Genomic DNA, 25,608 nt, shown 5'->3' on the forward strand with positions numbered 1-25,608 from the left:
CAAAAGACACTGCCAGCCAGTCTAGTTGTGTTACCCATGTCCCCGAACAGGTGTTACCTATGTCCCCGGTCTATACACCGCAAGCGGGAGAGGGAGCAAACCACCGGCAAGCTGATTCTGCAGCAGCAAAGGCGCGCGGAACAAATGGCTGCAATTGCCCTCCACTGACTTGCCTGCAACAAGGGCAGGTAAGGAGCACAATGCATGGGATTGCCGCAGCATGTGTATCCAGCCACCTGCCCCATGACCTTTGATCTTTTCGACAGCCTCGACGGCCCGAACCCCGCTACACCAACCATCGAGCCCCTCGCCGACGGCGCCGTAGTCCTGCGCGGCCTGGCCCGTGCGGATGCCGAAGTGCTGCTGGCCGATGTCCAGGCCATCATCGCGCTTGCGCCCTGGCGGCACATGATCACCCCCGGCGGGCTGACAATGTCGGTGGCAATGGTCAACTGCGGCACGGTCGGCTGGGTCTCCGATGCGCGCGGCTATCGCTATGACCCCATCGATCCGCTGAACGGAAAGCCGTGGCCGGAGATGCCTGCGAGTTTCCGGCAGCTGGCCACCACCGCCGCGGCGCAAGCGGGCTTTGCCGGTTTCGAACCGGATGCCTGCCTCATCAATCGCTACGAGCCGGGCACCCGGCTCTCGCTGCACCAGGACCGCGACGAGCGCGATTTCAGCGCGCCCATCGTTTCGGTCTCGCTGGGACTGCCCGCGGTGTTCCTGTTCGGCGGCATGCGCCGCGCCGACCGCCCGCAGCGGGTGCGGCTGGCGCATGGCGACGTGGTGGTGTGGGGCGGGCCGTCGCGGCTGGCCTTCCACGGCGTGGCGCCGCTGGCCGACGGCGACCATCCGCTGCTGGGGCGGCTGCGCATCAACCTGACATTCCGCAAGGCGCGTTAGCCATCACCGCCGCCTTGGCACTTTGCCGGGGGTTTTCTACAGTCAATGGACTGTCCTGAACGCCACCGTGCAAAGGCCCATACCATGCATCTCGACGGCTCCTGCCATTGCGGCGCGGTCCACTTCTCGCTTGAATCCGATTCACCCAGTCCGTATATGCATTGCCATTGCTCGATCTGCCGCAAGACGGCCGGCGGTGGCGGCTACGCGATCAACATCGGCGGCGACGCGGCCACGCTGCGGGTGCGCGGGCGCAAGCACCTGGGCATTTACCACGCCGTGCTGCGCGAACCCGGCAAGCGCGCGCGGCGCTCGCCGGCGCAGCGGCATTTCTGCGTGAAATGCGGCAGCGCGCTGTGGCTTTGGGACCCGCGCTGGCCGGAGCTGGTATATCCGCATGCATCGGCCATCGACACGCCGCTGCCGCGCCCGCCGGAGGTGGTGGAAGCCTCGCTGGAATCGGTCGCGCCCTGGGTCGACGTGCCCAAGGGCAAAGGCCATGTGCACTGCGACACCTGGCCGGAGGAATCGCTGGCGGACTGGCACAAGCGGCACGGCCTGTCGTCGCGCTGAAAGGCTCCCGTTCGCGTCAATGTGCGGCTCGATGCCGGCTTCGGGCGGCGCACGCGCGGGGTCTACTTCCAGATCAATGAAGCGTTCTGAGCGCCCGGGCCGCAAAGGCCGGGCGCTTGCGTCTGCTTAGGCGGGCAGGAACCCCTCGACGGTCAGGTAGCGCTCGCCGGTGTCGTAGTTGAAGCCCAGCACGCGCGCGTTGGCCGGCAGCTCGGGCAGTTTCTGCGCGATCGCGGCCAGCGTGGCGCCGGACGAGATGCCGACCAGGATGCCTTCCTCGCGCGCGCAGCGGCGTGCCATCTCGCGCGCGGGCTCGGCATCGACCTGGATCACGCCGTCGAGCAACGAGGTATCGAGGTTCTTCGGGATAAAGCCCGCGCCGATGCCCTGGATCGGGTGCGGCGCCGGCGCGCCGCCGGAGATCACCGGCGAGGCCACCGGCTCGACGCCAAAGACCTTGAGCTGCGGCCACTTGTCCTTGAGCACGCGGGCGCAGCCCGTCAGGTGGCCGCCGGTGCCGACGCCGGTGATCAGCACATCCAGCCCCTCGGGGAAGTCATTCAGGATTTCCTGCGCGGTGGTGCGCGCGTGCACGTCGACATTGGCCGGGTTCTCGAACTGCTGCGGCATCCATGCGCCCGGCGTGGCCGCAACCAGTTCCTCGGCGCGAGCGATCGAGCCCTTCATGCCCTTCTCGCGCGGGGTCAGGTCAAAGGTGGCGCCATATGCCAGCATCAGGCGGCGGCGTTCCACCGACATGCTGTCGGGCATCACCAGCACCAGCTTGTAGCCCTTGACCGCGGCCACCATGGCCAGGCCGATGCCGGTATTGCCCGAGGTCGGCTCGATGATGGTGCCGCCCGGCTTGAGCACGCCACGGCGTTCGGCGTCTTCCACCATCGACAGCGCGATGCGGTCCTTGATCGAGGCGCCGGGGTTGCTGCGCTCTGACTTGATCCAGACCTCGTGGCCGTTGCCGAACACGCGGTTGATGCGGATATGCGGGGTATTGCCGATCGTCTGCAGGATGTTCTGGACCTTCATGGTGTTCTCCGTGGCGGGCGCGATGCCGCAGGCCTGTAAGGCGCTGGTATCGCAGGATCGAATGACGGGACGATTCTAGAGCAAAGCGCCGTGCAGGCCGAATGCTGGCCAGTGACCGAAATCCCTCGCCCCTGCCTTAAATGGTCTTCATATCAGAAATAAACAACAACCGCCCGATGCGACATCGGGTCGTCAAAGAACTCCCTCTTATGGCACCATGCGGACTAGTCGGATGACTATGCCGACATGCTCTCCGCTTGTAGCTCGACGGGCACCGCGCCCAATGGAAGCCAACATGAAGACAGAGCAGCCCAAACGCTATATCGCCTGGCTAGTGGCCGTCTATGTGTCTTGCGGATTCGCGTATCTCGCCTGGCGCGTAGGAACCGTCAACATGGACGCGCCGTGGCTGTCTCTGCCGCTGTATGCCGCTGAAGTCTACGGATATCTGAGCGGCCTTCTGTTCGTGCTGATGACCTTCCGGCTCAGCGTGCGGGAGGTAGTACCGCCGCCAGCGGGACTGAAGGTCGATGTGTTCGTGCCCACTTATAACGAGTCCGTGGAGCTGCTGCGTCGTACGCTGCTGGCGGCCACGCGGATGGAGTACCCGCATGTTACCTGGCTACTGGATGACGGCCGGCGGCCAGACATGCGCAAGCTGGCCGAGGATCTTGGCTGCCGCTACCTCGCCCGCGATAACAACTCCCACGCCAAGGCCGGCAACCTGAACCACGCGCTGCAGTTCTGCGAAGGCGACTTCATTGCGATCTTCGACGCCGACCATGCTCCTCGCAAGGATTTCCTGGTGAAGACACTGGGATTCTTCCTCGATGCAGACGTTGCGTTCGTGCAGACACCGCAAGACTTCTTCAATATCGACTCGTTCAACCACCGCATCGGAAAGAAGCGGGTCTGGGATGAGCAGGCGCTCTTCTTCAAAGTCATACAGCGCGGCAAGGACGCACTGAATGCGGCCTTTTTCTGCGGCAGTTGTGCGGTTATCCGACGTTCCGCGGTGGAGAGAATCGGCGGCTTCGCCACCGAGACCGTTACGGAGGATGTCCATACGGCAGTCAAGCTGCACAAGCTGGGATTCAAGTCTGTGTACTACGCCGAATCACTTGCCTTTGGCCTGGCGCCGCACAGCATTGACACCTACCTGAAGCAGCGCATGCGTTGGGGAATGGGATCGATGCAGGTATTCCGGCGCGAAAGAATTCTTTTCAGCCGGGGCCTGACGCTGGGCCAGCGACTCAATTATTTCGCCTCGGCACTTTTCTTCTTCGAAGGTTGGCAGAAGCTTGTTTTCTTTCTGACACCGCCGGCAGTATTTCTCTCGGGCGACCTACCCATAGTCTCATCGCTCAACACCTTCCTGCTGCTGTTCTGCCTGTACTACCTGCTGTCGATGTTGGTTCACCTTGAGCTGGGACGCGGCTACAACTCGCTGCTTCTCAGCGAGCAGTACGCCATGACTCGATTCTTTGCCTTCATGTCAACGAGCGTTGGACTGTTTCGTCGCAACATCCCGTTTGCCGTGACCGACAAGCAGCTTTCCGATACAGGCAGGATGTGGCTCTGGATGTCGCCGGTGCTGGCGCTGGCGGGGATTACGGCAATCAGCGTGCCGATAGGCCTGTACCGGATGCATACAGGGAGCATTCCGGTCGGTGCAGGCGTCGTCACGCTCATATGGACCTGCGTGACCCTTCTCACGGCAGCGATGGTGACCGTCTACGCTCACCGCCATGCAAGCAACCGCCGCACCGAGTACCGCTTCCCGCTGCGGCTGCCGATCACGCTGACCCTTGATGGCAATTCATACCTCGGCTTGACATCGGACCTTTCCCCCAACGGCGCGCTTTACGTCGGGGAACCAATTCCAACGTTATCCCGCGGCGACACGGTAAACATGGCCATCCACCTGCCCAATCTGATCGTGTGCGATGCGGCCGTGGCGACCTTCGTCAACCGAGCTGCGGCGTGGGCGGGAAAGGCCGCGGCGGGCGTCGCCGGGGAGGCCACAGTGGGACTGCGCTTTAACTGGGATGCGCAGGGCAACACCGGCGCACTCGAGACGTTCCTGTACGGTAGTCGGCTGCAGCTCGAAATGGGCAACCTTTCTGAAACCGAGACTCCGCCTCTGACTCGCCTGGCTGAATTGCTGAGCCGCGACGAGGGCGCGCCACTGCTGACGCAGAACTGGGCGCCGGGACTGCTGATGCAGCCGCTGCGCGCCGGCGTGTTGCCGGTGGTCATCGCCACGATCGAGGGCGCGGCGCCGCTGCTGTTCAGCAGCATCGAACTCGATCTGGACACTGGTGCCACGTTGCGTCGTACCACGAAAGGCATGGCCACGGAACATACGGTCAGGCTGACGCCCACGGGCAGGCTAGCGACGCCAACCGGCGATTTCCACCTTTACAACATTACGCCGCACGCGACGACGGTATGAGAGAAAAAAGCCGAATGACGCAGGACACGCGCAAGAATATTCGGGCCGACCGTGCTCTCGCCATCGTGACCCTCTGTGGCGCGGCCATGGTCCCGTTGCCGGCCATGGCGGGCACGTTGTTCGGCGGGGCAAGCTTCGCCGGTGGAGGTGAGCGTAGCGAATACGCTGGTGTCACCGGCAATTGGCTGCCGGTGTCCTTCCTCACCCAGAAGCTCGTCGTCAGCGACTACCACTACAAGTACGGCTCGAACGGCACGACGGTGTCAGTGAACGGACAGTCGGCCGAGGCGGCGCTTGGCGTACAGAAAGGCTGGGAGACCGGCTGGGTTGAAGCCACGGCCGGTGCGCGCTATCGCTACAATCGCGTGTCGCCAGAAGGCGCCGATAACCGTGTCGACGGCGGCGAATGGGGCCTGGCATTGACAGTCCTCGGCCAGCAGGAGTTCGCGAAACACTGGGCCGTCAACGGGATCGCGAGCTACAACATCGGGCCCAAGGCGTATTGGGCGCGCGGCCGGATTCTCTACAAGATTTTCGGCGATGCGTGGGCCGGCGCGGAGATCATCAAGCACGGCGACCCGTTTTACCACTCCACGCAGGGCGGTCTGGTGCTGACCGGCATCTCGCTCGGCCAGACCGTGAAGCTTGGCTTCTACGGCGGTATCAAGAAGACCGGTGGGCAGCCGCGCGCATTCTATGGCGGGCTGGAAATCAGCAAGGCGTTCTGATGGCGCTGGTGCCGCACACATACGGCTGCGGGTGCGGCGCACGGCGTTGCTGCTGAAGAGAACGAGGGGCGCCGCTGAATCCGGGGAAGATCGTCGCAGGTGCCCCAAAGTGGCCCAACAATACGCTAACTATTTGATTCCATTGACATGGAACGTTAGGCTGAAGTTGTTGGCGGGCATTGGCACCGGCTCGTCGCAGCGCATGCCCTGCGCCTCGCCCAGCGCGATCACGGCTTCCATGTCGCGCACGCCCCAGTCGGCATCGGTGGCGCGCAGCTGCGCGTCGAAGGCGGCGTTGCTGGGCGCCGTATGCGCGCCGCCGCGGCGATAGGGGCCATACAGGAACAGCACGCCGCCCGGGCCCAGCAGCTTGCCGGCGCCTGCGAAGAGCGCCTCGGCCGCGGCCCACGGGGCGATATGGATCATGTTGATGCAGACCACCGCATCCGCGGCGTCGATGCCCCACGGCTGGCGGCAGACATCCAGCGCCAGCGGCGCGCGCACATTGGCCAGGCCCGCATGCGCGGTCCACGCGGCGATCGACGCGCGCGCGGCGGCTTCCGGATCGCTTGGCTGCCAGGTCAGTCCCGGCAACGCTGCCGCGAAGTGCACGGCATGCTGGCCGGTGCCGCTGGCAATTTCCAGCACCGTGCCGCTGGCGGGCAGCACTTTGCGCAATACCGCAAGGATCGGCTCGCGGTTGCGCTCGGTGGCGGGCGCCATGCGGCGTGCATCGGGGTCTTGGGTCGAGCCGGTCATGATGGCATGCTCAGCGGGGGAAAGCGCCTAGCGTAGCAGAATCGGCGCGCCGGGGGGCGCGCTGCCGCAGTGCGTCAACGGCGCCCCGGAATCCGGTAGATCAAGCGCTCGAACTTGCGCGTCGTGGCCTGGCCCACGACCGTGCCGCCAAGCGACTCTGCGATCCGGCGGCTGGGCCAGTTCGGTTCGGCCACGGGATAGACCAGGTGCGCCGGCGACAGGTTGTCCTGCGCCCATTGCGCCAGCGCAGTGACCGCTTCCAGGCCGAAGGCATGGCCGTGGCAGTCCTCGCGGATCCAGATGCCGAGTTCCGGCGCGGGCGTGTCGGCATGGTGCAATCCCGCCAGCCCCAGGAACAGCCCGTCGTCGGCACGCCGGATGGTGAGCACGAATTCCGAGCCTCGCGCCATGCCTGCCAGCCAGCCTTGCCACACGGCCTCGAAAGCCGCCGGCGAGGGCGACGGCTCCCAGTCCATGAATCGCGCAAGCGTCGGGGTGATGCAGGCAAACGCCTCGGCTGCATCGTCGCCACGAAAGGGCAGCAGGCTGAGGCGCGCGGAGCGGATGTGCGGAAGCTGGTCAGGCATGACGGGCGGGAGGCTGGGCGTGAACCGGAGTTGCCATGTTAGACGATCGCGCCCCAATAAAAAACGGCGGGCCGAAGCCCGCCGCCCTCATCCTGGCACTGCGCGACGCGTCAGGCCTTGGCCAGCCTGACGCCGGTCGGGTCGCCCGTCAGGTAACCCACGGCGGCACCGAAGCGGTCCTTGTAGTTGGCCATCACCTTGGCTTCAAGCGCCGGCCGCACCTTGTCGTGCAGCGGCGACTCCCAGTCGCCAACGTGCTGGAAGTTGCTCATCACATAAGTCCAGCCGTTGATCTCGTCCACCGCGTGCAGGCCGGTGGATTCGGCGCCGACCGGGCACGACAGCACGCGGCTGAGCACCTTGGTATCGACGTTGTACGCCCACAGGAAGTTGTTGACGTGGGTGTTGCTGTCCTCGCCGACAAACAGCGTGCGCAGCTTTTCCGAGAACTTCAGGTTGTCGGGCGTGGCCACCTTGTCCGGGTTGGCAAAGTTGCCCAGCGCATCCTGCTGCTTCATCTTGCCGCCGCCCAGGTCTTCGCTGACCAGCGCGGGCACCGCCGCCATGTCGACCGGCACCCATTCGCTGTTGATGGCCGTGCCGGTCTTGTCGGCCTGGCCGCCCTTCAGGTTCAGCTCATAGACCGCGCCGGAGTACGGGCCTTCCACCTGGATATCACCGGCGTTGGCGGCATTGCCCGTGAGCATGCTCGACTCGATGCGGGACATGGCCGAGTAGGCCTTCTTGTCCTTGATGTTGACCGTGGTGCCTTCCATCTTGGTAAAGCCCAGGCTGCCGCCGACCAGGGCGGCGTAGCGGTGCGTTTCCAGGAACGCCGCGGCCTTTTCCATGCCCGGCATCAGCTTCACCCAGTTCGGCTTGCCGTTGTAGATGATGCGGGTGTAGCTGACGTCAGCGGGATCGGTGGTCCTGACATCCATGATGTCGGCCAGCCTGATGCCGCCGTCGACCAGCGCGCGGATTTCGGCACTGGTGGCGCTGCCCAGCCTGATCCACGACAGCGTGGCGCTGCCCGGCCCCACGCCCGAGGTCTGGTGCCACTTGGCCACGTACAGCGTGCCGGACGACAGGTCGCGGGCGCGGTCGGCGATAAACAGGAACAGGCCGCCGTTGGTGGCATCGTCGCCCATCAGCACGGTGCGTTCGTCGGGCATGACCTGCACCAGCTCATGCGAGATGCGGCCCAGGCAGTAGTGCTTCTTGATGGTGCCGGTGCCGTCCGGGTTGACCGTGACTTCCGGCAGGTGGCCGTAGTTGTAGGCGTTGGCGCGGGCCGGGTCGCCGTACAGGTTCTGGCTGTAGCCCTGCAACTGCGTGACCGCGCTGGCGTTCAGCAGGTCGGTCTCGTACTCTTCGCTCGACAGGTGGGTGTTCCACGGCGACAGGCTGGCGCCGCAGGTGATCCACAGGCCGTTGACGCCCGAGGTATCGACATTGTGGTACTTGACCGGGGTCAGCTTGCCGGTGGCCGGGTCCTGGTCCAGCGTCACCACCGCGATCGGCGACGGCAGCAGGCCGTACATGCTGACATTGCCCTGGTTGCGCGTGGTGTACTCGAACTGCACCACCGCAAACACCGTCTTGCCCTTGATGCCGGGCACGGTCGGGTTGGCCAGGGTCAGCAGCGAGCTGCCGTCCGGCGCGTCGGAGAAGAACTGGCGTTCCTTGCCGGCCACGGAGGTGTCCATGATCGGCTTGTTGTTGATGTCGTAGTAGCCGCCGGCCAGGATGGTGCCGCCCTTGCCGTCGGGCAGGGTGTCGCCGGTGATGAAGAACGGCTGGTAGGCCAGCTTGTAGGTCTGGCTGCTGCCGTCGCTGAACGACACCTTGAGGCTGGAGCCCACCGTGGTGGTCGCCATGGCGTCGGGCGTTGCCAGCGTCGGCGCGCTCATGCCAACGAATTCGGCCGTGGTGAACGTGGCCGCCTGGGCCGGCGGAAGCGGCGCGGCGACAGCGTCGTCGCCACCGCCGCAACCTGCCAGCAGGCTGGTGGAGGCAAGGCCAAGCGGCAGCATCGGCGCGCCGGCCAGGAGCTTCAGGGCCTTGCGGCGGCCTGCATTGGGTTGTTCAAGCATGTTCTCGATCCGGGGAAAAGGAAGGGATATGTTGTTCACTGCGTATTTGCGCCGGTCCTGCGGGCGGGGCCGGGCACCAGTTGGCACAGGCGGGCGGCGGGCGGCATTGCGCATGGCCGTAGCGGATCGTAGGCGCCGTTTGTGACACCAAGTTGACGATACAACACAAAAGCGGTGCTATCGCCCTGGTCCCGGATGCCGCTGCGGTACACTTGCCCTTTGCATCCGCGGCTCCACAGGCGCGGATCCGTTGAATGCCGGCAGCCGCCGTTTCTGCCTCCTTCCGCCCTTCCGCTTGCCCACCTACACGCTAGCCAACCCCGTCCGGGCCGAGATCGAAATCCGCAAGAGCCGCTTCCTGGCGCTGGCGCTGCCCGTTGCCGACCGTGACGCCGCCATGGCGACGCTGCAGGCGCTTCGCGCCGAGCACCCCACTGCCACCCACGTGTGCTGGGCCTTGCTGGCTGGCGGCGCCTCGGGCATGTCCGACGATGGCGAACCTTCCGGCACCGCCGGCCGGCCCATCCTGGAAGTGCTGCGCCACCATGACCTGGACGGCGTGCTGGCGGCGGTGGTGCGCTATTACGGTGGCGTCAAGCTGGGGGCCGGCGGGTTGGTACGCGCTTACACCGATGCCATCGCGGCCGCGCTGAAAACGGCCGAGCGCGTGGAACGCATCGCCTACGGCACCCTGACGGTGTCAGTCGACTACGCCGACGAGCCGCGCGTGCGCCGGTGGCTCGACTACGATGCGCAGCCGGGATGCACGCTGGCCGACACCGCCTATGGCGCGCTGGCCACGCTGGTCCTGCGCATGCCCGCAACCCAGCTCGACGCCGCGCGCGACGCCCTGCGCGACGCGACCCACGGACGCGCCCAATTCCCGGAAGCGGAGGATGAGGACCATGGCTGAACGCGAGCCGGTGGCGCCCGACGACCGCGCGGAATTCACCGCAAGCGTCCTGCCAGGCAATACCCGCTTCGCCGCGCCGGCGGCGCTGAGCCTGCTGGAAGCTGCCTTGCTCGAAGGCGTGGCGCTGCCCAACTCCTGCCGCAACGGCACCTGCCGCGCCTGCGCCAGCCGGCTGCATGCGGGGACGATCCGCTATCGGATCGAATGGCCGGGGTTGAGTCTGGATGAGAGGGATGAGGGGCTGATCTTGCCGTGCGTGGCTTGTCCGGCCAGTGATGTGGTGATTGAGCCTGTCAGTTTGGGATAGGGCTCAGGCCTGAAGAGAGCCTTAATCACCGTTTGGCAGCGTCAAGACTACGCTCTCACCCCTCAACCGCCAGAAAAAACCGCAACGCCAGCTTCAACCCATCCGGCCCCGCCGGATCGGAAAACGCCTGCCCGCCTGCCCCGCCACTCCAGGCGTGACCCAGCCCCTCGATCCGCACCAGGCGCACGTAAGGCGACTTTCCGTCCATCCAGTCGAACACATCCATCGCATGGCGCATGCCGCGCTGGATGCGCCGTGCCGGCACCGCGGACAGCGCGTGCGCACCCTCCGGCTGCAGGTGCATCCACATGCCCGCCGCGGCGGTGGCGTTGCTGAAGTCGACCACGTGGTCGGCATCGCCATGCAGCAATAGCAACGGCGGCGGGCGGCGCCCTGCCAGCCCGAACCGCAGCGCCTGCATGGCCTTGGCATCGGCCCCACGCCCCCCGCGCATGGCGCGCGCTGCCTGGGCGGCATTGGTGGCGCTCCATGGCACCGCGCCGGAGTGCGACCCCACTGCGGCAAAGCGTTCCGGATAGCGCAGCCCCAGCATCAGCGCCATCGCGCCGCCCGCGGACAGCCCCAGCACGCTGATGCGGTCCGCGGCAACCGGATGGCGGCGGCAAGCCTGGTCGACCAGCGCCATCAGCAGCCCGGCTTCGACGCCGCCCTGCGCGGCGGGCCGGAACCAGTTCCAGCAGCGCTGTGCATTGGCCTGCGAGGTCTGCTCAGGCAGCAACACCACCCAGCCGGCTTCGCGCGCCACCGCGGCGGCGCGCGTGACCGCGGCAAAGCTGGCGGCGTCCTGGCCGCAGCCATGCAGCAGCACCAGCATTGGCGCGCGCCGCGACGCCGTGACGCCGGCCGGCACGAAGATGCGGTAGCGGCGCGGTGCCACTGGCGCGCCCCATGCGCATTCTTCCCAGCGCCCGCTGCCGCGGCTCTGCGGCGCCTGCACCGGCGATACCACGCCCGACAGTGCGCGCTGCGTAGCGGCCGTGACTGCAGCCGATTGCTTCACCGCGTTGCGCACGATGGCCTCGGTCATCGGCCTGGTCAGGTTCTGGTTGACGGCGCGCTGCATGCGGCGCGCATTGCGGGCAGCAGCCTTGTTCAGCGTGGACCAGAGTTTTGCACCGGATGAGCGGGGCATGCGGCGTCCTGTCGGCCTGGGTAACCCGTACATCATATGCGCAAGCCCAGGCCCACCTTGCATGCAACGCGTGCCGGATGACTGCCTACAATGCAAGGGCCGTGTCGCCCCGAGACATGGACAGGAGGCAAGCATGAGCGATGTGACAAACGAGTTCAGGCCTTTGGATCCTGGCCGCATCAACCTGATGGATCCGCTTGAAGTGCAGTACTGGTGCCGGGAGCTCGGCTGCAGCACCAGTGACCTGGAGAACGCCGTCGATGCCGCGGGCGACCATATCTCCGCGGTACGCGCGCAACTGGAATCGAACCAGGCCGGCGCGCGGCCTGGCTGAAATCCCGAGACAAACGGTGGCAGGCAGGCATCCCCGGCTGAGCGGGGATGCCTGTGGCGGCCTGCGCCTTCAGCGGCCACGTGAGATGTCGGCGCCGTCCATGACGGCATGCGCGGCACGCATCAATCGCATGCGTGCATGCAGTCCATACTCTTGTTAAGCGCTGTGCAGACCGGAATTCAGCAATACCTTATTCGCTGGACGGCGGTTTTGCTGCATGATTTCCGGCCCGGGCAAAAGACCCGGCACTCAAGACTGGGACAGCTTGATTACACCATGTCGGAAAACAAGGGGTTACCAACACTAGGACGCATCGACAATGAACACCAGGCTGCCGATTTTCACGGTTTGCACCGCCTTGCTTGCACCTGCCGCGTGGGCCGGCAATGACCCGCACTGGAGCTACACCGGACCGACCGGCGCCAGCCACTGGGCCAAGCTCGACCAGGACTACAAGACCTGTGCGCTGGGCAAGCACCAGTCGCCCATCGATATCCGCACCGGCAAGGCCCAACCTGCCGACCTGAAGCCGATCGGCTTTGGCTATGCCGCGGCGCCCGCCACCGTGGTCAACAACGGCCACACCGTACAGGTCAACCTGCCCGCAGCGGGGCAGATCGAACTCGACGGCGTGCCCTACAGGCTGCTGCAGTTCCACTTCCATACGCCCAGCGAAGAGAAGATCAACGGCAAGAGCTATCCGCTGGTCGCGCACCTGGTGCACCAGAATGCAGAAGGCAAGCTGGCGGTGGTGGCGGTGCTGTTCAAGTCCGGGCGGGAGAATGCGGCGCTGAAACCGGTCTTCGCGAGCCTGCCGGCCAAGGCCGGCGAGTCGCGCGAACTGACGGCGCCGCTGGATGTGGCGGCGTTGCTGCCGGCCCGGCAGTCGTACTGGGCCTTCTCCGGCTCGCTGACCACGCCGCCGTGCAGCGAGGACGTGCGCTGGCAGGTGCTGAAGACCCCGGTGGAAGTGTCGCCGGCGCAGTTGGCCGCATTCCGCCGGCTTTATCCGATGAACGCCCGTCCGGTGCAGCCGCTGAACGGCCGCACGGTGCAGGCCAGCCGCTAACTGCGCACTGTTTGCTCCCTCTTCCGCTTGCGGGAGAGGGAGCAAACCGGCAGCGTGCTTAGGACAGCCCGCGCAGCGCCAGCTCGCCGCCCAACACCAGCAGCCCGCAGAAGAACAGCTTGCGGAAGCGCTCGGCGCTGATCCGGTGGCGCAGCCACTGGCCCAGGAACATGCCGCCGAGCGCCGGCACCAGCGCCAGCGCCGAGGCGCCCAGCACCGGCATATGCAGCAGCGACCCGCCCATGGCCAGACTCACCGCCAGCGCAATGGTCGATACCGTGAACGACAGCCCGAGCGCCTGCACCAGGCTTTCCTTGTCCAGGCCGAGTCCCTGCAGGTAAGGCACGGCGGGAATCACGAACACACCGGTCACCGCCGTAATGCCACCCGTGACCAGCCCGGTCAACGGCCCCAGCCACCGCTCCGCCCCCGCCGGCACCACCAGCTTCACCGCTGCCAGCCCGACCACCGCGTACAGCACCAGCGCCACACCCAAGGCCGAGGTCGCGTGCGTCATCATGCCGGCCGGCACCCATGCCGCGCACAGCCAGGTGCCGGCGCAGATCGCCACCAGCATCGGCCACAGCCGTTGCATCAGTTGCCCGAAGCGCGGGCCGCTGAACAGCTGCACCACGTTGGTCACCATCGACGGCGCCACCAGCAGCGCCGCTGCCTGCGCGGGCGGCATCACCAGCCCCAGCATGCCCACCGCGACCGTGGGCAAGCCCAGGCCCACCACCCCTTTGACAAAGCCTGCCAGCAAGAATGTCAGGCCGATAAAGGCGGCTTGGGTGGCGATTGCTTCCATCGTCATCGCTGCTCCCCCTCAGCCCGCCTTGTGGTCATGCACCGCGCGGCTGTCCGCCGGCGCCTGGTCGCGCTCGTTCAGCCCGTAGTCGCGCAGCACCTGCGCCACGCGCAGCCGGTAGCTGGCAAACACGCCGCCGCGACCGGACGCCTGCGCCTGGCGATGCGCCAGCGTATTGCGCCAGGCGATCACCGCGGCCTCGTCGCGGAAGAACGACAGCGACAGCAGCTTGTTGGGGTTGGTCAGGCTCTGGAAGCGCTCCACCGAGATAAAGCCGTCGATGGCCTCCAGCTGCGGGCGCAGGTGCGCGGCGATGTCGAGGTAGTTGTCCTGCCGGCCCGGCGCGGGCTCGACTTCGAAGATGACTGCGATCATGTTGTCTCCTGGGGGCAATGGCGGGAATCAAAGGAAATGCGGAATGCGTGCGTTCAGCGACGGACGATAGCGGAATGCCTGCGCCAGCGCGGCCGGGTCGGCCCCACGCGCACGCAGCGCCGCCACCATGGCGGCAGCCAGCGCCTGCGCCAGGCGGTCGCCGGGACAGGCATGGCGGCCGTGGCCGAAGGTCCATGGCCGTTCGCCGGCCGCGGCACCACTGCACGACGCCGCGGCCAGCAGCACCAGCACCGCGTCGCCGGCCTTGACGGCGTGGCCGCACAGTTGCGCATCGGCGGCCAGGAAGCGCCGCGTATTCTGCACCGGCGGATCCTCCCGGGCGACCCGTGCCACCACGGCATCGAGCGGCAGCTCTGACTGCGTCGTGTCGCGACCCAGCCGCAGCAGCGTATTCCCGGCCAGCGCCGCGGTAGCTTCGCAGGCTTGCACCAGCAGGCCGATGATGTTGGCGGCGACCGCCTGCGCGTCGATGCCGGCGGCACGGGCTGCCTGCCGCAGCGCCGGCAGCGGCCCTGCGCCGTCCGCCGCATCGGCAAGCCAGTGCCCCAGCCATTGAGCGGCCTCGGCGCCTGCGCGCACGGCCGGTGCATCGGCCAATGGCGACTGCGCGCCGGCGAAGGCCGCAACCCGTTGTGCGGCTTCGGCCGCGCTGCTGCCTTCGTTGGCAGCCGGCAGGCCGAGCAGGTCGGCGACCGTGATGACCGGCAGCGTGAACAGCCAGCGATTGATGCACTCGCCGGACATGGCGGCCCAGGACGCTTCGCCGGCATCGAGCACCGCCGCCAGCACCGTCGCGCGCTGCGCCGCGGCGGCCGGGTCGATACCCGCCAGCATCGGCATCAGCAGGGCCTTGAGCGGCGCGTGCGCGGCGCCGTCGTTCATCCGGATCAGCCGGCCGAACAGCTCGCCGGCGGCGGTGCCGGCCAGCGCGGGCGGCACCGGCTGTGCGGGCGGCCGCACGCGGCAGTCGGGGTGGGCAAGCACGTCGGCCACTTCCCGCGCGCCGGCGGCAACCCACAGGCGCAGGCGGTCATCGCGGAAGAATGGCTGGCTGGCGGCCAGCTCCCGGTAGTACGGGTACGGGTCGGGATGGGTGACGGCGCTGAGCGGATCGATATTGGTATCGGGCATGGCGGCACAGTGGATGGAAGTGCTGAGTCCTTGCAGCGAACCCAGCGCCCGGGGGCGGGCGGACAGTCGCATCATGCCCCTGCGGCGCAGGCCGAAGGTTCATGGTGACATGAACTATCGAATGCAATGGCGCAACACCGCCGCACCCTGGCTCACGCATCCATTCGCGCCAGCTCCCCTTCCCCTTGCGCCGCTTGCGTCGCCGCCTCGTCGTTCCGGTGCGCCAGCCGGTACAGCACCGGCAACACCAGCAAGGTCAGCGCCGTCGACGACAGGATGCCGCCGATGACGACCGTCGCCAGCGGGCGCTGCACCTCGGCACCCGTGCCCGTGGCCAGGGCCATCGGCACGAAGCCCAGCGAAGCCACCAGCGCCGTCATCAGCACGGGGCGCAGGCGCGTCAGCGCGCCGTTGCGAATGGCATCGTCAAGGCCATGGCCTTCCTCGCGCAGCGAGCGGATAAACGACAGCATCACCAGCCCGTTGAGCACCGCAACGCCGCACAGGGCGATAAAGCCCACTGCCGCCGAGATCGACAGCGGGATACCGCGCAGCCATAGCGCCAGGATGCCGCCGGTCAGCGCGAACGGGATACCGGTGAAGACCAGCAAGCCGTCCTTGACGTTGCCGAACATGGCGAACAGCAGCACGAACACCAGCCCCAGCGCCAGCGGCACCACTACGCGCAGCCGCGCGGTGGCCGACTGCAGCTGCTCGAAGGTGCCGCCCCAGCTGGTCCAGTAGCCCGCCGGGATCTGCACGCGCGCGCGCATGGCGGCCTCAGCCTCGGGCACGAAGCTGCCGATATCGCGCCCGCGCACGTTGGCGCTGACCACGATGCGGCGCTTGCCGTTCTCGCGCGAGACCTGGTTGGGGCCCGGCGCGATCTCCACGCTGGCGACTTCGCTCAGCGGGATATAGCTGGTGCGCGCCGCGGCTTCCTTCGGCAGCGGCACCGGCAGCCTCCGCAGCGCTTCCACGTCCTCGCGCACGGCATCGGGCAGGCGCACCACGATGTCGAAGCGCCGGTCGCCGCTGAAGAAGGTGCCCGACACCTTGCCACCGATGCCGATCGCCACCGCATCCTGGATATCGCTGAGGTTCAGGCCGTAGCGTGCCGCCTTGTTGCGGTCGATCTGCACCGTCAGCATCGGCAGGCCGGTGGTCTGCTCGACCTTCACCTCGGCCGCGCCGGGGATGCCCTGCAGCACTGCCGCGATGCGATTGGCGGTCTGCTCCAGCACCGCGTTGTCGTCGCCGAACACCTTGACCGCCACGTCGGAGCGCACGCCCGAGATCAGCTCATTGAAGCGCAGCTGGATCGGTTGCGAGAATTCATAGTTGTTGCCCGGCAGCTTGCCCACCTCGTCGCGTATCGCGGCGATCAGCTCGTCGCGCGTGCGGCGCGGCTCGGGCCATTGCGACATGGGCTTGAGCATGATGTAGCCGTCGGAGATATTCGGCGGCATCGGGTCGGAGGCGATCTCCGCGGTGCCGGTGCGCGCAAAGATGCGCTCGATCTCCGGGAACTTGGCCTTCAGCGCGGTTTCCACCTGCTGCTGCATCGCCACGGATTGCGTCAGGCTGGTGCCGGGGATGCGCAAGGCCTGGATCGCCAGGTCGCCTTCGTTGAGGCTGGGCACGAACTCACTGCCCAGCCGCGTGGCAATGGCCAGGCACAATGCCACCGCCACGCCGGCAAACGTCAGCACCACTGGCGTCGCGGCCAGCGAGCGCTCCAGCAGCACCGCGTAGCGGCGGCTCGCCCAGGCCATCAGCCGGTTCTCGCGCTCGGCCACGCGGTTGCCGATGAACAGCGCCACCGCGGCCGGCACGAAGGTCACCGACAGCACCATCGCGCCCAGCAGCGCCAGCACCACGGTGAAGGCCATCGGGTGGAACATCTTGCCCTCGACCCCGGTCAGCGCAAAGATCGGCAAGTACACCACCACGATGATGAGCTGGCCGTACAGCAGCGGCCGGCGTGCCTCGCGCGCCGCGGCAAAGACTTCATGCAGGCGTTCGCCGCGCGTGAGGGGCCGGCCGTGGCGCTCCTGCGCATGCGCCAGCCGGCGCACGCAGTTCTCGACGATCACCACCGCGCCGTCGACGATGATGCCGAAGTCCAGCGCCCCGAGGCTCATCAGGTTGGCGCTGATGCGGTAATGCACCATGCCCGTGAAGGTGAACAGCATCGACAGCGGGATCACCAGCGCGGTGATCAGCGCCGCACGCAGGTTGCCAAGGAACAGGAACAGGATGGCGATCACCAGCACCGCGCCTTCCAGCAGGTTCTTCTTGACCGTGGCAATGGCCTTGTCGACCAGCGTGGTGCGGTCGTACACCGTGACGGCCTGCACGCCCTTGGGCAGGGTGCGGTTGATCTCGGCCATCTTGCGGTCCACCGCCTGCGACACCGTGCGGCTGTTCTCGCCGATCAGCATGAACACGGTGCCCAGCACCACCTCGCGGCCGTTCTCGGTGGCCGCGCCGGTGCGCAGCTCGCCGCCGGTCTGCACGGTGGCCACGTCGCGCACGCGGATCGGCTGGCCCTGCGCGGTGCCGACGATCACGTCGCGGATATCCTCAAGCGAGCGCACCTGCCCCGGCACGCGAACCAGGTACTGCTCGCCGCGGCGCTCGATATAGCCGGCGCCGACGTTGTCGTTGTTCTTCTCCAGCGCGCTCACCACATCGGCCAGCGACAAGCCGTACGACGCCATGCGCTCCAGGCTGGGCGCGACCACATAGGCGCGCGCATGGCCGCCGATGGCATTGACCTCGGTCACGCCGGGCACGTTGCGCAGCTGCGGGCGGATCACCCAGTCCTGGATCTCGCGCAAGTCCGCGAGCGTGTAGGGCGTGCCGTCAGGCTTGCGCGCACCGGGGTCGGCCTCGACCGTCCACAGGTAGATCTCGCCCAGCCCGGTCGAGATCGGGCCCATCGCGGGCGTGATGCCGGCAGGCAGCTTGTCGCGCGCTTCCTGGATGCGCTGGTTGACCAGCTGGCGCGCAAAGTGGATATCGGTGCCGTCGCGGAAGATCACCGTCACCTGCGACAGCCCGTAGCGCGACAGCGAGCGCGTCTGCTCCAGCCCGGGCAGGCCCGCCATCACGGTCTCGACCGGATAGGTGATGCGCTGCTCGGTCTCCAGCGGCGAATAGCCCGGCGCGGCGGTGTTGATCTGCACCTGCACGTTGGTGATATCGGGCACCGCATCGATCGGCAGCCGGGTGTAGCTGTACAGGCCCAGCGCGGCCATGCCCAGCACCGCCAGCAGGACCAGCCAGCGTTGCTCGATGGCAAAGCGGATCAGGCGTTCAAACATGTGTGCCTCCCGCTCAGTGCTCATGCCCGGCGCTGGCTTTGCCCAGCTCGGACTTGAGGATGAAGCTGTTGGCCGCGGCGTAGCGCGCGCCGGCCTGCAGGCCCTCGGTCACCTCCACCAGCTTGCCGCCGGCGCGCCCGGTCTTGACCGGCTGCACCGCAAACCCGCCCGGCACGGCGATGAACACCACGCTCTGGCCGTCGACCTGCTGCACCGCGTCGGCCGCCACCGTCACCGGCACCTGCGCCGGCGCGCCCAGCACGCTGACCGTGACGAACAAACCCGGGCGCCACGCCATGCCGGGATTGGCCAGCGTCACGCGCGCCTTGGCCGTGCGCGTCTGCTCGCCCAGCAGCGCGCCGACGTAGGACACCTTGCCCTCGGCCTGCGTGTCCGAGGCGCTCGAGCGCACCGTGACCGCTTCGCCCACGCGCACCTGGTCCAGGTCACGCGCGGACACCACGAACTCCGCCCACACCGAACTCAGGTCCGAGACCGTGAACACGCTGGTGGCTTCCTGGACCGCTTCGCCCAGCGCCAGGTGCTTCTCGACCACGATGCCATCGAACGGGGCACGCAGCGCAAACTGGTTCAGGCCGCCGCCCTTGCCCGCGCTGTTCTCCGTGGCGCCGATCGCGGTCAGCTTCTGGCGCGCGTTCTGCACCGCGATCTGCGCTTCCTCCAGCGCCGTGCGGGCCTGCTGGTAATCCTGCTCGGCGGAGATCTTCTCCTGCCACAGCGTCTTCTCGCGCGCGTAGGTGGCACGCGCCAGCGCCTCGCGCTTCTGCGCCGCCAGCAGTTCGCTGCGCTGTTCGGCCAGGGCCATGCTGGCGAGCAGCGCCAGCACTTCGCCCTTGCGCACCTGCTGGCCAAGGTTGGCCGGCACCGCCTGCGCCACGCCCGCCACGCGCGGCACCACGTGCGCGGTGCGGTCTTCATTGAAGCGGATCTCGCCGGGGAAATCGACGCTGCTGCGCAGCGGCGCAGCGGCGGCGGCGGCAATGCCGATGCCGGCCTGCTGGATCTGCGCGGGCGTCAGCGCGATCAGGTGCGGCTTGCCTTCGCCTTCCGGTTTCGCCGCGGGGACGCTGGCGTCAGCGTGCGCGGCCGCCTTGTCTCCCTCCTTGTCATGTTCATGCTCCTCGCCATGCTCGGCATGCCCGTGCCCGGCCTCGCCGGTAGTGCTGCCGCCCTTGCCGGTGAACAGGATCGCCGCGCCGCCCAGCAGCCCCGCGACCAGGATGGCCACCACGGCGGCCCGTTGTTGCTTGCTCATTGCCATGTCTGCAGCTTCCGTATCAGTGTCCGAGGATGCGGTCGATGCTGGCCGCCGCGTCATAGGTGCGGGCCAGCACGTCCAGGTAGCGGATGCGCGCCTGGAACAGCGTGCGCTGGGCATCCAGCACATCGAGGAAATTGAATTTGCCGGCCTCGAACCCGCGCGAGGCGGCGGCATAGGCCTGCTCCGCCGCGGGCAGCACCGAGGCCTGCAGCGTCTGCGCCGCGGCGCGCGATACCGACAGCTGCGTCGAGGCCTGCTGCAGCTCACCGACCAGGCGGATGCGCGTGGCCGCGTGCGTGTCCTGCGCCTTGTCGGCGCGGCGCAATGCGGCGTAGAGGTTGCCCTGGTTGCGGTCAAACAGCGGCAGCGGGATCGCCACGCCCAGCACGGCCATATTGCGGTTGGCCTCGTTGTCGCGCTTGGCGCCCAGGCTCACGGTCACGTCGGGGTACTGGCGGCTGCGCGCCACGGCGACTTCGGCGCGGCTGCGCTCGGCCAGGAGGCGGCTTGCCGCCAGCTGCGGCGAGTCTTCCAGCGCCGCTTGCAGCGCTGCCGGCGCGGGGCGCGAGGGCAGTGCATCAAGGTCGCCCTGCGCCTGCGCAAAGTGCGGCACGGCATTGCCCCACAGCGCGGCCAGCGACTGCCGTGCGGATTGCAGCGCGCCGGTGGCCTCGGCCAGTTCCAGCTCGGCATTGGCCTGTTCGACCCTGGCGCGCGCTTCTTCCAGCGGCGCGACCTTGCCGGCGGCCACGCGCCGCCCGGCCGCCGCGGCCGCCTTGCTGGCGATGCCGACCGAGCCTTCGGCGAGCTTGACGCGCTCCTGCGCCACCAGCACGCCAAAGAAGCGCGCGATCACCGCGGCGCGCAGCTCGGCGCGTGCGCCGCCCAGCTCGGCCTGCGCCAGTTCGCGCCCGCGCTCGGCCACGCCGATGCGCGCGGCGCGCTTGCCGCCGAGTTCGATCGGCAGGTTGATCTGGCCGGTGGTGGAGCGCGTGGCCTTGCGCGTGTCTTCCATCGACACGGCCAGTTCGGGATTGGGCAGCACGCGCGCCTGCGTGACATCGCCCTCGGTGGCGTCAAGCTCCTTGCCCGCCGCGGACAGCACGAAGTTGCCGGCTTCGGCCAGCGCCAGCGCGGCGTCGAGCGTGAGCGTGCCGGCAGGCTCTTGGCCCGGGGCCGGCGAGGATGCCGATGGCTGCGCCATGGCAGGGGGCGGCGTCTGCGCGACGCCATGGATCGGGCTGGATAGGACGGCCGCCAGCCCAAGCGGCAGCAAAAGTCTTCGCATCGAATTGCACCAGGAAAGAAACCGGGAGAATTCGGCGAGACGCCTGACGTCAGGGACTCAGGAAGACCAGGAAATGGAAGCGTCGTCTCGCCGGCTAGGCAAGACGCGGCCACTGGGGACGGTCTGGCGCCCGCGCACTGTGCGAAGAGAAGCTGGGCTGCGGCGCCGGTGGCGCCAGTTCCACCCGGCGCATGGCGTGCACGTCGGGCGCGTCGGCCCGTGCAAACGGCAGCGAAGCGATATGGCAGACGCCGCAGTCGGGATCGGGCTGGCCGAGCTTGGCCTTGTCCTGGGCCTTCTGCGCGGGCTGGTCCTGCTTGCCGCTGTCGGCCTTGTGCTGGTGCTCGTGGTGCCCGAAATGGGCCTTGGCCGAAGCCGCCACCTCATGCCGGCAATACGCGGCGGCTCCCGCCCAGGCGAACTGGAGCGGCAGGACGAGCGCAAGAAGGATGAGGATGAGCCGTTGCATAGGGGAAGTGGCAGTTGCCCTGGGCGCCTGGCATCAGGCGACGGGGGATTGCAGCGAGCCGCAAGTTTAACCGAGCCGCGACGGGCATTCCGGCGACGGGGTCATTACATTTGCGTCATGCCACGGGTGGTTTCCGCCCTCGCCCGTTAATTCAATTTTTTTGAATAACTTGTCCGGCAACTGGCCTGCTTCCGTGTCGATGGCGCTCCTATAGTTCTGTACATGAACGGCACGCACACAACGCAAAGCCTTCTGACAAATTCAACGAGCTTAAGGAGAACCATCATGACCAAGACCACCCGCCTCGCTACCGCCCTGCTCCTGTCGCTGGCCGCCCTGGGCGCCGCGCAAGCCGCCACCGCCGCCGAGCAACTGCCCGGCGACAAGTACGGCTACAGCTTCCGCAGCACCGTGCCCGGAGACAAGTATGGTTATGAGTTCCGCAGCCATGATGTGTTCACGGAAGGCGCCCGCGCCGGCAAGGCCGATCCGTTTGTCGACGGCGCCCGCACGGTGGCCGGGCTGGACCGCAGCGGCGTGTCGACCGCCCCCGCGCGCAGCTTCGACACCTATACCGAAGGCAGCCGCGCTGGCCGCTTCGACCCCTACGGGGAAGGCGCTCGCGCCTGAGCGATGCCGGCACCCAGCCAGCAAGAAGGCCAGCGGCTCCGCTGGCCTTTTGTCATTCGTCGCGCCCGAGCCTGTGCATGGCCTCGCGCAGGGTCCGCATCTGGGCGCTGAAGCTGGTGCAGGCGTCGCAGATCGCCAGGTGGGCGCGCATGCGCAGCCGCTCGCCCCATGACAGCGGCCGGTCCAGGCCCTTCATGGTGAGGTGGTGGACCTCTTCGCAGTTCGGCAGCAGGCGGCGGGAGGGGCGCGGATCTGGCATGTAGGTCAGGGACTTGTCCGTTGCATGGGCGGTATGAGGCTCAACTGGCTTTGCCCGGCCGGCCGCGCTGGCCGAACCAGTGCAGTTCCAGGCATTCGCGCAGGCGCATGCGGGCGCGGTACAGCATCGCCCAGGCATTGGTCGCGCTGATCTGCAAATGCTGACAGATTTCTTCGGTGTCCAGCTCCAGCCACTCACGCATCATGAAGATCCGGCCGGTGCGCTCCGGCAGGCGGTCAACGCAAAGCTGCAGGATCTCGAAGAACTCGCGGCGCTCAAAGGCGCGTTCCGGGTTGCCCCAGTCGGACGGCGGGTCCTGGTAGTGGCCGTTGCGCGTGAACAGCGCGTCGAAGGCGTCGTCGTCGGATTGCGGCTGGCCCTCGGCATCGGTGGCCAGCGCCAGCCTGACCTCGCGCTTGCCGCTGCGCAGGATGTCGATGATCTTGTGCTTGAGGATGCCAACCAGGTAGGTGCGCAGCGTTGACTGGCCGGCGAAGCGCTCAGGGTGCTCCAGCGCCGCCAGCAGCGTTTCCGAGACGGCATCCTCGGCCAGCGCCTCATCGCGCAGCTGCAGGCGGGCAAAGCGCAGCAGGTAGGGGCGTATGGCCTGGAGTTCGGCGGGGTCGAGGCTCATCGGGGATCGGGGCGCGGTTGCCTGGACGGATGCCCCATGATACCCGCGCGCCGGCGCCTTACCCTATCCCGCGGAACTGCCCGCACAGCCGGAACACGTCTTCCGACAGCGGGATCCCCTTGGCCTTGCCGTAGCGCGTCGCCAGCTTCAGCAGCTCCTTGATGTCGCGCCCGCTCGCCTTGGGGTAGGCGGCGGTCAGCGCATCGATCAGCCCGTCGCCCAGGTCCGCGCCGAACTGCCCGGCCTGCAGGCGCCACAGGCGCATGGCGTCTTGCTTGCACGGCGTTTCGTAATGGATGGTGGCGATACAGCGCGACAGGATGGCATCGTCGACGTCGCCGATGCGGTTGGTGGTCATGAACAGCAGGCCGTTGAAGTACTCCAGCGTGCGCAGGAATTCCGCGACGATGGCGTTGTGCTCCAGGTCGTTGTCGCGGCAGCGGATATAGACGTCTGCCTCGTCCAGCAGCAGGATCGCGTTCCAGCGCATGGCGCGGCGCAGGATCGTCATCAGCGTGGCACCGACCGACGCGGCGGTGGTGCCCAGCTGCCCGGAGTGCACGCGGTAGAGCGGCTTGCCCACCACCTCGGCGTAGACCTCCGCGGTCAGCGTCTTGCCGAGGCCTGGCGCGCCCTGGCACAGGATGGTGGTGCCGCCCGACTTGCCGGGCACGAAATCCGGCACCAGCATGTCCATGTGCGAGGTCAGGATATCGATCAGGTCGCGGTGATGCGCGGGCAGGACGAGCTTGTCACGCAGGGCGGGCTGGTAGCGATACTCGGACAGGTGCTGCACATGCACCCAGATATTGCGATGCCATTCCAGGTGGAACAGGTGCACGTAGCAATGCAGCGGCACGCGCTCAAAGCCCTCCATGACCCCGGCATCGCGCCAGAACGCCGGGTCGCAGGTCATCTCGAAGCGGCGCTCCAGCCGCTCCTCATCATTCACGCAGCGCGCGCCCGTGGCGTCGGCGATCGGCGTCAGCTCGGCGGGTCCCTTGGCATCGAGCGAGAACGCCGCGCGGGTGGCGACGAACTGCGCGCCGAAGCGGCGCTGGTAGCGCACGAAGCGCTGCGCATGCTGCTCGTATTCGTGCCGGAATTCCGCGCACTCCTTGTAGAAGCCGAACTCGGCCAGCAACTCCGGGATGGTGCGGTTGGCGATGTCGTCGTGGGTAATCACCATCGACGTGGTCATGCCGGAGCGGCGCAGGTGGTGGTCGGTCAGCGTGGAGTTGGCCGACTGCATGGTGTTGGCCAGCATGTCCACCACCACATAATGCATGCCCTGCTCGGGCGACACATAGCGCATCCGGCGCACCAGCCACGGCAGCAGCACGCCGTCGCGGCTGCGCTGGTACAGCCAGCCGTCGATGGCATCGCGCGACAGGTAGGCGGCCAGCCCCGCCACCAGCTGGTCCAGCCCCGGAATCAAGCGCGCCTGCGGTGCGTTGTAAACATTGTCCAGCGCCAGCATCTGGAACATCAGCGCGCGCTCGTTTTGCGTCTTGCTCAGCGTGTAGAGCGAGTTCAGCGACTGCGCGTCGAACAGCTTGCTCGACACCAGCATATTGCCGTGGCAGACGCCGTGCTCCTGCAGCTGCCGCGCCAGCGGCGACCCGGTTTCGATCATCGCCAGCAGGGGATGGATCAGCGCCTCCGGAATCTCGAAATCCATGTACCGCACTCCCGTTGAATGGCATGGCCGCGCCGGCCAGCGGCCGGGGTTTCACTGCAGGAAGAAATCGATCGCGCGCTCGACCACGGGCGGATGGATGACATGCAGGCCATCGAACTCCACGTATTGCACGTCGTAGCCCGCGGCCTTCAGCCTGGCCGCATGGGCGCGGCCGCTGGTGGCGACCGGCAGTTGCTCGTCGGCCAGCCCGTGCGCGACAAACACTCTGGGCGCGCCCTCCTGCATGAACACTGACATGAAGCCGCCGGAGAACGCAATCACATGGCTGGCAATGTCGCCGTTGGTGATGCCGACCGAGAGCGCGTAGCTAGCCCCGTCCGAGAAGCCGGCAAAGGCAAGCCGGCCCGGGTCGACCCGGTAGCGCGAAGTCACCGCGGTCAGCGCCTGGTGCAGCCGCTGCAGGTCGGGGCCGTTGCCGCCGATCACGATGTCCCAGGTCGGGAAGAGCGAATGCGGCGCCAGCACCAGGAACTTGTGGCGCTGCGCATGCGGTTCGATATGCGGCAGCACCTTTTCCGGAAACCCGCCCGCGCCGTGGAATATCACCAGCAGCGGCACCGGCCCGCGGTCCGGCAGGCCGTCCGGAACGAACAGCACGGCATCGCGCTCCGCAGCCACGCCGAGCGGGTTACGCCCGGGTGGCAGCGGGCCGTCGACGGGATCAGCGTGGGTGAACGACAAGCGACCGAACAGCGAGGGATCGAGCATGGCGGCAGGAGACGTTATACACACTTAATATATTGTATATCACATATC

The 25,608-nt window shown here is 67.4% G+C and carries 25 protein-coding genes; 9 read left to right on the forward strand and 16 right to left on the reverse strand.

From position 1 onward, the window contains the following. Positions 1-243: 243 nt before the first annotated feature. Together alkB and AC3WLE_RS06340 are read left to right on the forward strand one after the other, a co-directional pair. Entirely contained in the window at positions 244-906 is a 663-nt protein-coding gene (alkB, locus tag AC3WLE_RS06335; protein ID WP_492355959.1) for a DNA oxidative demethylase AlkB, read from the forward strand. Between the two features lie 84 nt (positions 907-990). After that, on the forward strand, positions 991-1,479 hold the full coding sequence (locus tag AC3WLE_RS06340; RefSeq protein WP_492350800.1) for a GFA family protein: 489 nt from the start codon (positions 991-993) through the stop codon (positions 1,477-1,479). Between the two features lie 126 nt (positions 1,480-1,605). Here AC3WLE_RS06340 and cysK read toward each other — a convergent pair whose 3' ends face one another. Next, positions 1,606-2,523, reverse strand: coding sequence for a cysteine synthase A (cysK, locus tag AC3WLE_RS06345; protein WP_492355958.1), 918 nt, complete (start codon positions 2,521-2,523; stop codon positions 1,606-1,608). 295 nt (positions 2,524-2,818) lie between these two features. Here cysK and AC3WLE_RS06350 point away from each other — a divergent pair, with 295 nt between their 5' ends. Both AC3WLE_RS06350 and bcsS read left to right on the forward strand, forming a co-directional pair. Then, positions 2,819-4,978 carry a glycosyltransferase gene (locus AC3WLE_RS06350; RefSeq protein WP_492355957.1) on the forward strand — a complete coding sequence of 720 codons (2,160 nt, stop codon included), beginning with the start codon at positions 2,819-2,821 and terminating at the stop codon, positions 4,976-4,978. A 14-nt stretch (positions 4,979-4,992) separates the two neighbouring features. After that, positions 4,993-5,706: a cellulose biosynthesis protein BcsS gene (gene bcsS, locus AC3WLE_RS06355; RefSeq protein ID WP_492355956.1), complete on the forward strand. Its 714-nt coding sequence runs from the start codon at positions 4,993-4,995 to the stop codon at positions 5,704-5,706. A 129-nt stretch (positions 5,707-5,835) separates the two neighbouring features. Here the strand turns inward: bcsS and AC3WLE_RS06360 are convergent, their stop codons facing one another. The 3 genes from AC3WLE_RS06360 to AC3WLE_RS06370 all read right to left on the reverse strand — a co-directional run bounded on the left by AC3WLE_RS06360 (position 5,836) and on the right by AC3WLE_RS06370 (position 9,148). After that, positions 5,836-6,465 carry a DUF938 domain-containing protein gene (locus AC3WLE_RS06360; RefSeq protein WP_035827207.1) on the reverse strand — a complete coding sequence of 210 codons (630 nt, stop codon included), beginning with the start codon at positions 6,463-6,465 and terminating at the stop codon, positions 5,836-5,838. Positions 6,466-6,539: 74 nt separating this feature from the next. Continuing rightward, positions 6,540-7,052, reverse strand: a complete 513-nt coding sequence (locus AC3WLE_RS06365) for a GNAT family N-acetyltransferase (RefSeq protein WP_492318306.1) — start codon at positions 7,050-7,052, stop codon at positions 6,540-6,542. A gap of 110 nt (positions 7,053-7,162) precedes the next feature. Then, complete coding sequence (locus tag AC3WLE_RS06370) at positions 7,163-9,148, reverse strand: PhoX family protein (RefSeq protein ID WP_492318305.1); 1,986 nt, start codon at positions 9,146-9,148, stop codon at positions 7,163-7,165. Between the two features lie 295 nt (positions 9,149-9,443). On the opposite strand from AC3WLE_RS06370, the gene AC3WLE_RS06375 reads away from it, so the two are divergent. Both AC3WLE_RS06375 and AC3WLE_RS06380 read left to right on the forward strand, forming a co-directional pair. Next, the gene (locus AC3WLE_RS06375; protein WP_492318304.1) at positions 9,444-10,061 is read left to right on the forward strand and encodes an IMPACT family protein; all 618 of its coding nucleotides are present in this window, start codon (positions 9,444-9,446) and stop codon (positions 10,059-10,061) included. Beyond that, complete coding sequence (locus AC3WLE_RS06380) at positions 10,054-10,368, forward strand: 2Fe-2S iron-sulfur cluster-binding protein (RefSeq protein ID WP_492355955.1); 315 nt, start codon at positions 10,054-10,056, stop codon at positions 10,366-10,368. Before AC3WLE_RS06375 ends, AC3WLE_RS06380 begins: the two co-directional genes overlap by 8 nt. Positions 10,369-10,423: 55 nt before the next feature. Here the strand turns inward: AC3WLE_RS06380 and AC3WLE_RS06385 are convergent, their stop codons facing one another. Beyond that, entirely contained in the window at positions 10,424-11,521 is a 1,098-nt protein-coding gene (locus AC3WLE_RS06385; protein WP_492355954.1) for an extracellular catalytic domain type 1 short-chain-length polyhydroxyalkanoate depolymerase, read from the reverse strand. Positions 11,522-11,654: 133 nt separating this feature from the next. Here AC3WLE_RS06385 and AC3WLE_RS06390 point away from each other — a divergent pair, with 133 nt between their 5' ends. Next, on the forward strand, positions 11,655-11,855 hold the full coding sequence (locus tag AC3WLE_RS06390) for a DUF3606 domain-containing protein (protein ID WP_010810704.1): 201 nt from the start codon (positions 11,655-11,657) through the stop codon (positions 11,853-11,855). Between the two features lie 319 nt (positions 11,856-12,174). Continuing rightward, positions 12,175-12,924 carry a carbonic anhydrase gene (locus AC3WLE_RS06395; RefSeq protein WP_492350805.1) on the forward strand — a complete coding sequence of 250 codons (750 nt, stop codon included), beginning with the start codon at positions 12,175-12,177 and terminating at the stop codon, positions 12,922-12,924. Between the two features lie 58 nt (positions 12,925-12,982). On the opposite strand, the gene AC3WLE_RS06400 is transcribed toward AC3WLE_RS06395, so the two are convergent. The 7 genes from AC3WLE_RS06400 to czcI form a co-directional block, all read right to left on the reverse strand. Beyond that, the gene (locus tag AC3WLE_RS06400; RefSeq protein ID WP_492318300.1) at positions 12,983-13,738 is read right to left on the reverse strand and encodes a sulfite exporter TauE/SafE family protein; all 756 of its coding nucleotides are present in this window, start codon (positions 13,736-13,738) and stop codon (positions 12,983-12,985) included. A 12-nt stretch (positions 13,739-13,750) separates the two neighbouring features. Continuing rightward, on the reverse strand, positions 13,751-14,107 hold the full coding sequence (locus AC3WLE_RS06405; protein WP_492355953.1) for an antibiotic biosynthesis monooxygenase family protein: 357 nt from the start codon (positions 14,105-14,107) through the stop codon (positions 13,751-13,753). 27 nt (positions 14,108-14,134) lie between these two features. Next, complete coding sequence (locus tag AC3WLE_RS06410) at positions 14,135-15,259, reverse strand: cytochrome P450 (protein WP_492355963.1); 1,125 nt, start codon at positions 15,257-15,259, stop codon at positions 14,135-14,137. A gap of 152 nt (positions 15,260-15,411) precedes the next feature. Then, positions 15,412-18,588 (reverse strand): CusA/CzcA family heavy metal efflux RND transporter, encoded by a 3,177-nt coding sequence (locus tag AC3WLE_RS06415; protein WP_492355952.1) that lies wholly within the window; start codon positions 18,586-18,588, stop codon positions 15,412-15,414. A 13-nt stretch (positions 18,589-18,601) separates the two neighbouring features. Next, the gene (locus tag AC3WLE_RS06420) at positions 18,602-19,870 is read right to left on the reverse strand and encodes an efflux RND transporter periplasmic adaptor subunit (RefSeq protein ID WP_492350809.1); all 1,269 of its coding nucleotides are present in this window, start codon (positions 19,868-19,870) and stop codon (positions 18,602-18,604) included. Positions 19,871-19,886: 16 nt separating this feature from the next. Beyond that, positions 19,887-21,158 carry a TolC family protein gene (locus AC3WLE_RS06425; RefSeq protein WP_492355951.1) on the reverse strand — a complete coding sequence of 424 codons (1,272 nt, stop codon included), beginning with the start codon at positions 21,156-21,158 and terminating at the stop codon, positions 19,887-19,889. A gap of 94 nt (positions 21,159-21,252) precedes the next feature. Next, entirely contained in the window at positions 21,253-21,627 is a 375-nt protein-coding gene (gene czcI, locus AC3WLE_RS06430; protein ID WP_492355950.1) for a cation efflux protein, CzcI family, read from the reverse strand. 285 nt (positions 21,628-21,912) lie between these two features. Here czcI and AC3WLE_RS06435 point away from each other — a divergent pair, with 285 nt between their 5' ends. Next, positions 21,913-22,257 carry a hypothetical protein gene (locus AC3WLE_RS06435; RefSeq protein WP_492350811.1) on the forward strand — a complete coding sequence of 115 codons (345 nt, stop codon included), beginning with the start codon at positions 21,913-21,915 and terminating at the stop codon, positions 22,255-22,257. A 52-nt stretch (positions 22,258-22,309) separates the two neighbouring features. Here AC3WLE_RS06435 and AC3WLE_RS06440 read toward each other — a convergent pair whose 3' ends face one another. From AC3WLE_RS06440 to AC3WLE_RS06455, 4 genes are read right to left on the reverse strand one after another with little or no spacing between them, the layout of a single operon-like run. Then, a complete protein-coding gene (locus tag AC3WLE_RS06440; protein ID WP_492318294.1) occupies positions 22,310-22,516 on the reverse strand; it encodes a zf-HC2 domain-containing protein in 207 nt (68 codons plus the stop codon). Positions 22,517-22,556: 40 nt separating this feature from the next. Continuing rightward, on the reverse strand, positions 22,557-23,150 hold the full coding sequence (locus AC3WLE_RS06445; RefSeq protein WP_492355949.1) for a sigma-70 family RNA polymerase sigma factor: 594 nt from the start codon (positions 23,148-23,150) through the stop codon (positions 22,557-22,559). Between the two features lie 58 nt (positions 23,151-23,208). Then, positions 23,209-24,831: an AAA family ATPase gene (locus AC3WLE_RS06450; protein ID WP_492318292.1), complete on the reverse strand. Its 1,623-nt coding sequence runs from the start codon at positions 24,829-24,831 to the stop codon at positions 23,209-23,211. Between the two features lie 51 nt (positions 24,832-24,882). Then, on the reverse strand, positions 24,883-25,560 hold the full coding sequence (locus AC3WLE_RS06455; protein ID WP_492355948.1) for an alpha/beta hydrolase: 678 nt from the start codon (positions 25,558-25,560) through the stop codon (positions 24,883-24,885). Positions 25,561-25,608 lie beyond the last annotated feature (48 nt).

This window comes from Cupriavidus sp. FW306-1B-F12B (assembly GCF_058781795.1).